At 52.8% G+C, this 10,902-nt stretch carries 10 protein-coding genes; 3 read left to right on the top strand and 7 right to left on the bottom strand.

The genetic code is table 11. From position 1 onward, the window contains the following. The first annotated feature begins 2 nt into the window (after positions 1-2). Positions 3-1,028, top strand: a complete 1,026-nt coding sequence (locus tag H6868_01445) for an NAD(P)/FAD-dependent oxidoreductase (protein ID MCB9987979.1) — start codon at positions 3-5, stop codon at positions 1,026-1,028. 19 nt (positions 1,029-1,047) lie between these two features. Further along, entirely contained in the window at positions 1,048-1,485 is a 438-nt protein-coding gene (locus tag H6868_01440) for a hypothetical protein (GenBank protein MCB9987978.1), read from the top strand. Here the strand turns inward: H6868_01440 and H6868_01435 are convergent, their stop codons facing one another. From H6868_01435 to H6868_01425, 3 genes are read right to left on the bottom strand one after another with little or no spacing between them, the layout of a single operon-like run. After that, entirely contained in the window at positions 1,486-3,837 is a 2,352-nt protein-coding gene (locus H6868_01435; GenBank protein MCB9987977.1) for a PAS-domain containing protein, read from the bottom strand. Between the two features lie 57 nt (positions 3,838-3,894). Further along, positions 3,895-4,749, bottom strand: a complete 855-nt coding sequence (gene purU, locus H6868_01430) for a formyltetrahydrofolate deformylase (GenBank protein ID MCB9987976.1) — start codon at positions 4,747-4,749, stop codon at positions 3,895-3,897. Position 4,750: 1 nt separating this feature from the next. Beyond that, positions 4,751-6,070, bottom strand: coding sequence for an adenosylhomocysteinase (locus tag H6868_01425; GenBank protein ID MCB9987975.1), 1,320 nt, complete (start codon positions 6,068-6,070; stop codon positions 4,751-4,753). 113 nt (positions 6,071-6,183) lie between these two features. Between H6868_01425 and H6868_01420 the strand changes: the two genes are divergently transcribed. Next, complete coding sequence (locus H6868_01420) at positions 6,184-6,570, top strand: hypothetical protein (protein ID MCB9987974.1); 387 nt, start codon at positions 6,184-6,186, stop codon at positions 6,568-6,570. 111 nt (positions 6,571-6,681) lie between these two features. On the opposite strand, the gene rapZ is transcribed toward H6868_01420, so the two are convergent. From rapZ to H6868_01400, 4 genes are read right to left on the bottom strand one after another with little or no spacing between them, the layout of a single operon-like run. Further along, positions 6,682-7,527: an RNase adapter RapZ gene (gene rapZ, locus H6868_01415; GenBank protein ID MCB9987973.1), complete on the bottom strand. Its 846-nt coding sequence runs from the start codon at positions 7,525-7,527 to the stop codon at positions 6,682-6,684. Positions 7,528-7,529: 2 nt separating this feature from the next. After that, entirely contained in the window at positions 7,530-8,900 is a 1,371-nt protein-coding gene (locus H6868_01410) for a sensor N-terminal transmembrane domain-containing protein (GenBank protein MCB9987972.1), read from the bottom strand. Continuing rightward, positions 8,866-9,552: a response regulator transcription factor gene (locus H6868_01405; protein MCB9987971.1), complete on the bottom strand. Its 687-nt coding sequence runs from the start codon at positions 9,550-9,552 to the stop codon at positions 8,866-8,868. Before H6868_01405 ends, H6868_01410 begins: the two co-directional genes overlap by 35 nt. Next, positions 9,524-10,900, bottom strand: coding sequence for a bifunctional folylpolyglutamate synthase/dihydrofolate synthase (locus tag H6868_01400; protein ID MCB9987970.1), 1,377 nt, complete (start codon positions 10,898-10,900; stop codon positions 9,524-9,526). The genes H6868_01405 and H6868_01400 overlap by 29 nt, the downstream gene beginning before the upstream one ends. Positions 10,901-10,902 lie beyond the last annotated feature (2 nt).

Below are 10,902 nucleotides of genomic sequence, written 5' to 3'. Positions count from 1 at the left end.
TCATGAGTGAAATTTACAAGACAGATATCGCGGTGATTGGCGCCGGGCCGGTTGGTTTATTTGCCGTTTTTGAGTGCGGGATGCTCGGCATGCGGTGCCATGTGATTGATTCGCTGCCGGAAATTGGCGGGCAGTGCAGTGCTTTGTATCCGGAAAAACCGATTTACGATATTCCCGGCTATCCGCGGATTGACGCGGGAGACCTGATCGCCAGACTGGAAGAGCAGGCGCAGCCTTTTTCCCCGGCCTATCATCTGGGGCAGGAAGTCGTTTCTTTGCGAAAATCAGAAACAAAGTGGCTTTTAGAAACATCTGCCGGGCAGCGGATTGAGGCTGGCGGCGTTATTATTGCCGCGGGGGCGGGCGCTTTTGGGCCAAACAGGCCTCCTCTGGACGGGATAGAGGCGTATGAGGGTATCTCGGTTTTTTATATGGTTCGCCGCAAAGATGATTTTGTCGGCAAGCATGTTGTGATTGCCGGGGGCGGTGACAGCGCCGTGGACTGGACGTTGGCGCTGGCCGATGTGGCGGCGTCGGTATCCCTGGTTCATCGCCGGGATAAATTCCGGGCGGCGGCCGATAGCGTTGAAAAAATCCATAGACTGGCAGCGGATAAGAAAATCCAGTTGGTTGTCCCTTATCAGCTTAAGGGGCTGGAGGGCCAAGATGGTTATCTTACAGGTGTACGTGTCGAATCACTGGATGGAGACGTACATGTTCTGACGGCGGATGTTTTGTTGCCTTTTTATGGCCTTGTGCCGCATTTGGGGCCAATTACGGAGTGGGGGTTTGATATATCCGGCCATCATATCCCGGTTGATCCGGGGACCTGCGAGACCAATCATCCCGGAATATATGCCATTGGCGACATTGCTTCTTATGATAACAAGCTGAAATTGATTTTGACCGGTTTTGCTGAGGCGGCACAGGCGGCTCATGCGGCTTATCACCATTTAAACCCGGACCGGGAACTGCATTTTGAATATTCGACTACTCATGGTGTGCCGGGCATAGCCAAAAAAGCTTAAACCCTGTTATAATGGAAATATGATGAGAGCGGTCTTTATATCTTTTTTATTGTTTTTGGCGACGGCGTTGCCGGTTATGGCGCAAGACGGGGAACCACGGGCTTTGGGGCCTGTGACGGATCAGCCGGTTTGTTCGCGGATCGTCAACGACGCGCCTTATCTGGTGTTTGGCGAGGTTGCAACACAGCAATTTATCCGGCCTGACGGTATAAAAACCCGTCATCGTTCGACGTTCCGGCTCGAATCCGGATCTTTTAATGAATTTTGTACGACGGGCCCGTTTTACGAGGGGCGTACGGTTGATTTTGTCATCCGGACGTTGATCCCTATTTTTTCCTGCCGGACGGGTGTGGGTGGCGATATTGTTATTCATGGTCGCCTTAAGCCTGAAGGGGGTGCGGAAACGTGGGCCGATTGTTTGCCGGCCATGGCCCCTGATCCTGATGACGTTCTATAATCAGGCGGCTTTTTCTTTTGTTTTTTTGTTTTCTTCTATCGGGAATGACAGTGTGACCGTCGTGCCCCGGCCTTCTTTGCTGGCCAGTTTGATCGTGCCGCCATGCAGCTCAACAAGGTTTTGAACCAGAGTAAGCCCCAGCCCAGCGCCGGTCTGGTTTTCGTTCTGGCCGTTTTTGGTCAGGCGTTCAAACGGTTTGAAAACACGATCCTGGTCTTCTCTCGATATGCCAATCCCGGTATCGCTAACTGTGATGGTTAGCCGGTTTGGGTCCTTATGCGCGGCCAGTGTGATGGATCCGCCCTCCGGTGTGTTGTCGATGGCGTTACGGATCAGGCTCAGGATTATTTGTTTGAGGCGCCGCTCATCCAGATAGGCTTTGCCGATGTTTTTCGGGCAGTCCAGAGTAACTTCGATCTTTTTCTTACGGGCCCAGTCGGTCACCAGTTCATGTAGAGCTTTAAGTGTGTGGCTTATTGCTACGTTGTCTCTTTCAAGTGACATATAGCCCGCCTCGATCGTTGACAGATCCAGAATATTATCAATCAGGCTGAGCAGTTGCCCGCCCGCCTCATTCATGCCGGCGGTGTATTCTTTTTGTTTATCGTTCAGCGGGCCAAAATATTCATTATCAAGAATCTCGGTAAAGCCCATAATGGTGCTGAGCGGCGTTCGCAACTGATAGGAAACATTGGCGAGGAAATCCGATTTTAGCTGTTCTGCAGCTTCCAGCGCGGCGTTTTTTTCGCGCAGGGCGTTTTCAACCTGCACGGTATCGGTCACATCAATATGGGTCACCAGAACGCCGCCATCGGGGAGGGGCATCGTGGCGTAGGCAATCAGCCGTCCGTTCCGGCAGACCATGTGGCCTTCGCGGGCTTTGCGATCCAGACTTTGTTTCAAAAGGGATTCGCGGGATTTTTCCCAGTCATCCGGTTCAAAGTTGTCTTTTAGCTTTTCAACCAGACGCGTGATGTGCGGTTCGGCATCCAGACCTTCCGGGTGGAGCGACCATAACCGCGCGAAGGAGGGATTCCAGAGTTTTAAACGACCGTCGCCCCCGAACACGGCAACGCTTTCCGCCAGATTATCGAGAGTTTCTTTCTGGACGGCGATCAGGGTGTTATAGGATGATTCCAGCTCCAGACGGCTGCTGACGTCTTCGAATGTCATCATCAGGCCGCCCATCGGGTGGGGCATCGCCAGCATGCGCAGGACCGTGGCATCGGGCAGATAGAGCATATCTTCATGCGGTTCCAGAAGGCGCGTAAACATACCCAGCCATTCCTGTTTGAAGGACCTGAAATCGGCCTGTTCAGGCAAGCGGCGCATTTCCCGCAATTTTTCCATGATATCACCCAGCTTGGGGCGGGTGTTCAGGTAACTATCGTCCAGATCCCATAGCCGGGCGAAGGCGGAATTAAAAAACTCAAGCTGTCCGTCGGCATTATATATGGCGATGGCTGTTCCCAGATGTTCGAGCAATTCGTTGTTAGCGGCGGTGTGGCGTTTGTGGACAGTTTCCAATTCTTCTTCCCGGCTTATATCGGTGGCCATGCCCAGTGCGCTGGAGAATGTGGAAAGAGGCATTTCCGTGAAGCGCATAAGGCGGCGCCGACCGTCGAGGACAACGTGAAAATTCTCGGAAATGTTTTCGCCGCGATCAAGGGCGCTTTGCACCAATGTTTTGATAGAGACCTTGGTGCCGGCATTTTTTTTGACCGGTTTTAAATTCCATTCTCTTTGTTCGGCGATGACGGTTGCCGGCGAGGTTCCCAGATATTTGGCCAAAGCCTGGTTGCACCAGACAAGCGTGCCATGTGAATCGTGGATCCAAAGCGGCATAGGCAGTCGGTCGAGGGCGGCCTGTAGCCGTTCACGTTTTTCTTGTATGTCTTCCTGATTGACCTCTTGTTTCCGGCGTTGTTGCTCGGATTCGGTTATATCTTCCAGCCATAAAATATCCAGTGTTTCGCTTTCACTTTGATCCTGGCCGCGGGTGCCGGAGAGTTTCAGGATACGCTGGCAGTTGGCCGTTTTAACGGTGACCGAGAAAGGCTCGCCGCTGTCTTGCAGACGCTGGGTCATGCCTTCCAGCACAGCGGCGTCGGCAGGGGTTAAGGCGTCCTGGATATCGGTGAGAGCGCGGATGGATTCCAGCCCCAGTATCTTGCAAAAACCCTCGTTATAGGCAACCGCGCCATCGGCGGCGAAGCCACAATAATCAAGGGGAACCGCCAGCATAAAAGCTTCCAGACGGGCTTTTTCGGTGTGTGAATGTCCGCTATCGCCACCGATCATTGATCGCAGCTTGTTGAAGAATCCGGTTGTTGTGGAAGGTTCCTGTGTCACAAAAACGAGTTTACTGCGGCAACGCCTTCAGGACAAGCAAAAGCCAGAAGGGCAGGCTTATAAAACCACAGTTCTGTGGCCGTGCAGGAAAATCCGCCGTTCGGTGTAATCAAGCATGGCGCGGGACAAGACTTTGGCTTCGATGTCCTGCCCGAGAATTTGCAGCTTTTCCGGGGTATGGGCATGGTCGATGCGGGCGGTTTCCTGCTCGATAATCGGGCCTTCGTCCAGATCTGCTGTAGCGAAGTGGGCTGTGGCGCCAATAATTTTAACGCCGCGTTCCCATGCCTGATGATAGGGGCGTGCGCCTTTGAAGCCGGGCAGGAAAGAGTGGTGAATGTTGATGACCCGTCCGGCATAACGCGTACAGATATTTTCCGAGAGAATCTGCATATAGCGGGCAAGGACGACCAGCTCCGTATTTGTCTGGTCGATGATTTCCGACAAGGCGCGTTCCTGATTGGTCCTGGTTTCTTTTGTCACCGGCAGATATTCGAAACGCAGTCCGTTATTTTCAACCAGCTCCCGGCAGGTTTCATGGTTGGATACAACGGCTGTGATATCAATGGGCAGATGCCCGGTGCGCCAGCGGTATAAAATATCGTTCAGGCAATGGTCGGCTTTTGACACCATCAAAAGTGTTCGGACCTTTTCTTCCTCTTGGTGTACGTTCCATGTCATATCGAACGTACGGGCAAGGACGGTAAAAGCGGTTTTGAAATTTTCGATGGCGGTTCTGTCTTTAACCGGCGAGAAAACGATGCGCACGAAAAACCGCCCGGACAGTTTATCATTGAACTGGGCGGCGTCTTCGATGTTGCATTCTGCGTCTGACAGGGCATTGGCCACAGCGGCGAGGATGCCCGGACGGTCCGGGCAATCAACGCGCAGGATGTGGTTTGTACCTGTCATACTAATAACGGTAATGTTCCGGTTTGAACGGGCCTTCGATTTCTACGCCGATATAATCGGCCTGTTCCTGGGTCAGTTTTGTCAGTTTTACACCCAGTTTTTCCAGATGCAGTCGGGCCACTTTTTCATCCAGATGCTTGGGCAGGACGTACACCTTGTTTTCGTACATGTCGTGGCACGTCCAGAGCTCGATCTGGGCCAGCGTCTGGTTGGTGAACGAAGCGCTCATGACAAAAGACGGGTGGCCTGTGGCGCAGCCCAGATTTACAAGGCGGCCTTCTGCCAGCAGGATAATGCGTTTTCCGCTGGGGAATTCGATTTCGTCAACCTGGGGCTTGATATTGGTCCATTTCAGGTTGCGCAGCGGTTCGGTCTGAATTTCGTTATCAAAATGGCCGATATTGCAGACAATCGCCCGGTCTTTCATTTCGCGCATATGGTCCATGGTGATGATGTCTTTGTTGCCTGTTGTGGTGACAAAGATATCGCCGCGTTTGGCGCCTTCTTCCATCGTCACGACCTCATAGCCTTCCATTGCGGCCTGCAGCGCGCAGATCGGGTCGATTTCGGTGACAAGTACGCGTACGCCTTGGGAACTTAAGGATTCCGCGGAGCCTTTGCCCACATCCCCAAATCCGGCCACAACGGCGACCTTTCCCGCCAGCATAATGTCTGTCGCACGGCGGATGCCGTCGACAAGGCTCTCCCGGCAGCCGTATTTATTGTCGAATTTGGATTTTGTGACGGAGTCGTTGACATTGATGGCCGGAGCCAGCAATTCCCCCTTTTTCTCCATTTCGTACAGGCGCAAAACGCCGGTCGTGGTTTCCTCGGATATCCCTTTGATCTCTTCAAACAGGTCGGCATAATTGTCGTGCATGATTTTGGTCAGATCCCCGCCGTCATCCAGGATCATGTTCGGGCGCCAGCCGTTCGGGCCTTCGATGGTCTGGGTGATGCACCATTCATACTCTTCTTCGGTTTCGCCTTTCCAGGCAAAAACGGGCGTACCTGTCGCGGCGATGGCGGCTGCGGCGTGGTCCTGCGTGGAGAAAATATTGCAGGAAGACCATCGGACTTCCGCGCCCAGCGCCTGAAGGGTTTCAATCAGGACGGCCGTTTGAATGGTCATATGGAGGCAGCCGACAATCCGGGCGCCTTTCAGGGGTTGCTGCGCGCCATATTCTTCGCGCAGGGACATCAGGCCAGGCATTTCCGTTTCGGCAATGATAATTTCTTTCCGGCCCCATTCGGCCAGAGACATATCCTTGACTTTGTAGTCGGTGAAATCGGAAGAGGCAGCAAGAGGTTGGCCGGTCATAAAAAGCTCCTGAAAAAGTGATTTTAAGGGATTGTTTACAAATTTCTGTCATGAATTAAGAGCAAAAGGACAAGAAAAGCAAGATTGGACATACGTTTTTTTCAGGATTTGACATGACATTGCACGATTTTAATACGATTACCGCCAAGCAGACCTATACATACCGCCGCAATCCGTTGCATGCGGCCTCTTTTTTGCTGCTGAAGCAAAATGAGGTTACGGGGGCTTATGTGCCGGTCGGCGATTATACGGTGCTCGATAGCGATGAAAATCCCGAGCTGTCCGAGAAAAAAGTGATGAATATTGTTTCGGCGCTGAATGGCAATGAAGATCTGATTTATCTGGGCGATGAAACGGGCGCGCGGACCTATTACCATCCGGTGCCGCGAAACGATCCGGAGGACCGGACAAAGGTGATTTTTTATAGCTGGGAAGGTCAGGGCGTTTCTCAGGAAAATGCTATTATGACGATTGAAGAGGATTTTGACAGAGATGAGTAAGAAAATTGATTTATCGACAGTGTGCGGTGCTTTTTGCGCATCAACGACCAATCCGAGTATCGGGCGTCCCGAGGTTATTAAGAAGCCTGAGACTCCAAAGCCGCCACAACGCTAACGTTCTATATCCCGGTGCGTGAGATAGACGGGCAAGCCCTGGTTTTCCAGCCAGGGCTTTAGTTGTTCCACAACATAGACGGAGCGGTGTTTACCGCCGGTGCAGCCAAGGGCAATGGTCAGGTAGCTTTTGCCTTCATGACTGTAGCGGGGGAGAAGCGGGCCAACCAGCTGTTTAAAATGTTCCAGAAACGGCGCGCAGCTTTCATCCTGTTCGATGTGGGCCGCGACGGCTTTGTCCCGGCCGGTCTTGGGTTTGAGCTGTTCGTTCCAGTGGGGGTTTTTCAAAAAGCGGACGTCCATCACAATGTCGGCTTCGCGGGGCAGGCCATAGCGAAACCCGAAGCTCATCAATGTAACGGCCAGTTTGGCGGTATGGTTTTCACCAAACTGCGCTTCCAGCGTATGGCGCAAATCGTGAATTGATAACAACGAGGTGTCGATAACCATATCCGTCGCTATTTTCAGGTCATGAAGCAGGGTTTGCTCCTTTTTGATCCCGGCACTGACCGGGCGGTCTTTGGCCAGCGGATGCCGCCGTCGTGTTTCTGTGAACCGTTTTTGCAGTATATTTTCATCGGCGGTCAAAAACAGCAGGCGGGCCTTGTGTGTTTTAACAAAGTCAAGAATAGCCGCCGGGTCGAAGCCGCGGCTGCGGGTGTCCAGACCGATGGCGACGGGTTGATCTTTATAGTCCGGATCATCGACCAGCGCATGGGCCAGACTGAGCGGGAAATTATCAAAGACATCCCATCCCAGATCTTCCAGATGTTTGAGTGTACTGGACATCCCGGCTCCTGACAGGCCGGTAACAAACAACAGGTTTTTATTGATCGCTGCCATCTTTATGCTTTGTTCAGTTTAACGGTGAAGCGGGCGCCGGTTATTTGTTCCGCCGCGTTCCGGATATTATCGGCCTGAATTTCCCCTTTATGGGCGGTGACGATTTGCCGGGCGATCGACAAGCCGAGTCCGGAATGGCGGCCATATTCTTCATGGCCGGGCCGTTCCGTATAAAAGCGTTCAAAAATCTCTTCTTTTTTATTTTCGGGGATGCCCGATCCTTCGTCACTGACCGTGATGGTGATTTGCTGTTTATCGGCGGCCAGATTTATCGTGACGGTGCCATCGGGCGGGGAGAAAGACAAGGCGTTGCCAATCAGGTTGTCGAATATCTGCGCCAGCCGGCCCTCATTCCCGCGGACTTCATATGTTCCCGTCTCAGGGGCAGGGAAGAGGATTTTGTGATGATTATCTGTTTGGTAAGGCCTGATGAGTGTTTCGAGTAGGGCGCTGATGTCAACGATGCCCATTTCTTCGCGGCTTAAGGCGGAATCAAGCCGTGAGGCCTCCGATATATCGGTAATCAGGCGGTCGAGGCGCCGGACGTCGTGGTGAATTATATCTGTTAACCGCTGCCGGTCATTTTCGGTTTTGACCTTACCCAGCGTTTCTACGGCGCTGTGCAGGCTGGTGAGCGGGTTTTTTAGCTCATGGGCGACGTCGGCGGCAAAACGTTCGATTGAGTCCATGCGGTCCCACAAGGCTTGCGTCATGTCGCGCAAGGCGACGGACAGGGCGCCGATTTCATCCCCGCGCCGGCTGAGGTCGGGGATGACGGTTTCCCGGTCGCCTCCCCGGCGGATACGTTCCGAAGCGCGGGCCAGTCTTTGAAGCGGGTTGGCGATGATCCACGCGAGATAGACCGAAAGCAGGATTGTCAGGCTGAGAACGCTGTAGAAAAAGGCCATTACCCGAAAGCGAATCAGGTTCATTTTTGTGTCAATTGAACCACTGTCGCGGGTCATGTGAACCGTTTCTATGCCGCGTTTGTTGTTGTCGAGGCGCACGGTTGTTTTTAAAACGGCGGTGTTTTTATCGGAAGGCCCCGGCAGGGCGTTGGCCTCGGCTATGAGTTTCCCCTGAGTGTTGTAGAGTTGTAGATGACTGTTTGTTTGTCTGGAAAAGCGGTCCAGTAATGTTTCAACCTCGGTGTTGCTGAGGGATAGGGCAGTGGCAATCAAGGCGGCTTGTTGCTCGGTTGCGGTCTGCTCGGTTTGGATCAGATCCTTGTGATAATCATCCAGATAAAGCAGGGCGATTACAAAAATGACGGGCACGATTAAATTAACGGCCAGAATACGCGCCGTCAGGCCGCCGAATTTCCGGTCTTTTATCTTTTTATGCGGTTTGTTTGTATTTGTATCCGATGCCATAAACGGTCTCAATCTGGTTAAAGGCCGGGTCGATATCCCGGAATTTCTTGCGCAGGCGTTTTACGTGTGAGTCGATCGTGCGGTCGTCTATGTAGATATTCTCACCGTAGGCGCTGTCGATCAACTGGTCGCGGCTTTTAACGTGTCCGGGTCGTTCCGCCAGTGTTTTGATTAACAGATATTCTGTGACGGTCAGGTTTAGTAACTGCCCGTTCCAGTGGCATTCATGACGGTTGTCGTCAAGGGTGAGTGGCCCGCAAACGATATTCCGTCCGGCGGGCTGTTCGCTTTCTGTCCGGCGTAAGAGCGCCTTGATTCGTGCGATCAGGAGGGCTTGTGAGAACGGCTTTGTTATATAATCATCGGCGCCGCGTTCCAGACCCGATAATTCATCTGTTTCGTCGTCTTTTGATGTCAGAAGAATAATCGGAAGCGCTGAATCCTGCCGTAGTTTCTCCAGAAGCTCAAGCCCGGTCATGCGGGGCATTTTGATGTCCAGAACGGCCAGATCGGGCGGATTGCCAGCGATGCCATGATAGCCCTCTTCGCCGTCTTTATAGCTGTGCACCGTAAACCCTTCGGCCTCCAGCGCCATTGTCACGGAGGTTAGAATATTGCGGTCATCATCCACCAGCGCGATGGTAAAGGTCATTCAGAAGGCTCCCCACCAGATATAACGAGCCTGTAACAAGGACGCGGCCCGCTGAATTATCCTCCGGCAGTGTAGTATATTTTGTCCGTAATGATAATGCTTCATTTAGGGACCCGGCGGTTTGTACCGGACAGGGGGCTGATTTTTCTATTCTTTTCTTTAAATCTTCCGGAGAGCTGCCGGCGGGTTCGCCGTTGATCGGGATGCAGGTGATGCTGGCGGCATAGGGAAGAATCGGGGTTACAAAGGCCTCCGGGTCTTTATTTTTCATCATGCCCATAATGATGTGAAGCTTTTTATTGTCTTGCTGTTGCCATATCCGGGCCTGATGGCCGAGAATTTGTCCGGCACTGTCATTATGTCCTCCGTCCAGCCATAGCTCCCAGCCGTCCGGCAGGTCAGGTATGGGGGCGTCCATTATTTGTTGCAGACGACCGGGCCAACAGATTCGGGTCATGGCCTGTTTTAATGCTTCATCCGAAACCGGGAGGTCCGCGATGCTGTGCAGGCAAGCTAACGCCATGCCGGTATTGTCGAACTGGTGAGGGCCGATGAGGCATGGTTGGGGCAATATCAGCTCTTTTGTTCCAAATGAGAACCGTATAAGACCCGTTTTTGCATCATGATCCTGTGTGCACCGCCATTCCGATCCGGAGCGTATCAGGGGGCAGGGAACTGTTTTTGCATGATTTTCGAGAGCGTTCATGACATCCGGGCTATCCTGTGGCCCGATGATGCATGGCACGTCCGGTTTCATGATCCCGGCTTTTTCCAGGGCAATATCTGTCAGGGTGTCACCCAGAAATTCGGTATGATCGCGGGATATGCGGGTGATAATCGTCGCCAGCGGTTTGTCGATGACATTGGTGCAGTCCAGTCGCCCGCCCATGCCGACTTCCAGTAACAGGATATCAGCCGGGCTGCGGGCGAAGGCTGTCAGGGCCAGAGCGGTTGTTATTTCAAAGAAAGTCAGCGGTGCGTCATCGTTTTTTTCCATGACTTCGTCCAACAGGGCTTCCATAGCGCCATCGGATATTTCTTTTCCGGCGAGGATGATTCGTTCGTTAAAGCGCACCAGATGCGGCGAGGTATAGACGTGAACTTTATAGCCTTGGGTTTCCAGACAGGCGCGCAATGTGGCAATGGTTGACCCTTTGCCGTTGGTTCCGGCCACATGGATGACAGGCGGCAGATTTATATGCGGATTGCCCAGTTTTTCCAGCAGGGCCATGTAGGGAATGCGAATCGATAAATCGACCTTGGCAACGACGTTGCTCCGCAGGCGATAGATAGCGTTTAGCTTTTTTTGCAGGTCTGAATTCGGGTGAAGCGCATCAGCCGCATACATGG

This window comes from Rhodospirillales bacterium (genome assembly GCA_020638175.1).
Lineage (GTDB): Bacteria > Pseudomonadota > Alphaproteobacteria > Micavibrionales > Micavibrionaceae > JACKJA01.
The sequence above is the reverse complement of the archived record's forward strand: the minus strand, read 5'-3'. Positions and strand labels throughout refer to the sequence as shown.

Coding starts and splice junctions, on each gene's coding strand:
- H6868_01445 (MCB9987979.1), top strand. CDS start 3: ATGAGTGAAATTTACAAGACAGATATCGCGGTGATTGGCGCCGGGCCG.
- H6868_01440 (MCB9987978.1), top strand. CDS start 1,048: ATGATGAGAGCGGTCTTTATATCTTTTTTATTGTTTTTGGCGACGGCG.
- purU (MCB9987976.1), bottom strand. CDS start 4,749: ATGACAGGTACAAACCACATCCTGCGCGTTGATTGCCCGGACCGTCCG.
- H6868_01425 (MCB9987975.1), bottom strand. CDS start 6,070: ATGACCGGCCAACCTCTTGCTGCCTCTTCCGATTTCACCGACTACAAA.
- H6868_01420 (MCB9987974.1), top strand. CDS start 6,184: ATGACATTGCACGATTTTAATACGATTACCGCCAAGCAGACCTATACA.
- rapZ (MCB9987973.1), bottom strand. CDS start 7,527: ATGGCAGCGATCAATAAAAACCTGTTGTTTGTTACCGGCCTGTCAGGA.
- H6868_01410 (MCB9987972.1), bottom strand. CDS start 8,900: ATGGCATCGGATACAAATACAAACAAACCGCATAAAAAGATAAAAGAC.
- H6868_01405 (MCB9987971.1), bottom strand. CDS start 9,552: ATGACCTTTACCATCGCGCTGGTGGATGATGACCGCAATATTCTAACC.
- H6868_01400 (MCB9987970.1), bottom strand. CDS start 10,900: ATGTATGCGGCTGATGCGCTTCACCCGAATTCAGACCTGCAAAAAAAG.